General features: G+C 48.0%; 2 protein-coding genes. One reads left to right on the top strand and one right to left on the bottom strand.

Annotated features, from left to right (window positions below; translation table 11 throughout):
• A partial coding sequence (locus A3738_RS08170; RefSeq protein ID WP_231876581.1) for a helix-turn-helix domain-containing protein occupies positions 1-240 on the top strand: 240 nt, incomplete at its 5' end.
• Between the two features lie 374 nt (positions 241-614).
• On the opposite strand, the gene A3738_RS31870 is transcribed toward A3738_RS08170, so the two are convergent.
• A partial coding sequence (locus A3738_RS31870) for a hypothetical protein (RefSeq protein WP_231876580.1) occupies positions 615-823 on the bottom strand: 209 nt, incomplete at its 5' end.

Raw genomic sequence — 823 nt, 5'->3', positions numbered from 1 at the left:
AATAACTTCATTCGTTATATCTTGGGCGATTTAGCACGCTCTCCGAAAGAGTTAAGACAGTCGTTGTTGGCGTATATCGGTGCTAGCTGTAACGCGAGCAAAGCGGCTGATCAATTGCATACTCATCGTAATACCTTGCTGCGCAGGCTCACCAAAGCACGAGAGTTACTGCCGCGGCCTTTGGAAGAAAACTTAATACAAGTTGGAGCGGCGCTGGAACTTTCGAGTTGGCTATCTTGATGAAAGAGTAGTATTGCCAATACCTTTAGAGATATGAGAGTGTTCATAGACAATTGCGGTAGTTTGTTTTTTAGAGGGTAACATCAAGCTAATTCTTCTTTTCCTGTCGGCGCTGGCCGACGGCAGGCCAGGGTCTTTGTTTGGCCAAAGACCCCAATACCTCAAAGGCGACCCAGATCGCTTGCGCGCTCGACGGGATTTAAGTTTCGTTCCAATCCGTCATTGCCGCGCAGGCGGCACAAAAGCGCTTTAGCGCGTTGAACGACAAAAAGTCGGCCCGAAGGGTAAGCGAAGCGCATCATCTATTGTTTAAAGTGCAATGCATGGAGTTAGACAATTGCGCACATCAAGTTGGGAGAAATATCAGGCTTTATCTAGACAGGTTTATTGAGCAAGCAGACATGAATGCCGCTATATGGCTCACCCGTAGCCAGTATGCCCCATGCAGTTCTGGCGAGTGCGATGCAGCAAAGAAGGCTTTTGTGTTTACTTCTGACGCTTAGCGCCGCAACGATAAGTGGCATCGCCTCGGCAAAAGTAGAACGTCGAACCCAACCGTACTTTTTCTTCACAATCAACTTCA

This window comes from Oleiphilus sp. HI0066, assembly GCF_001635725.1.
Note: the sequence above shows the minus strand (reverse complement) of the source record. Positions and strands in the feature narration are given on the sequence as shown.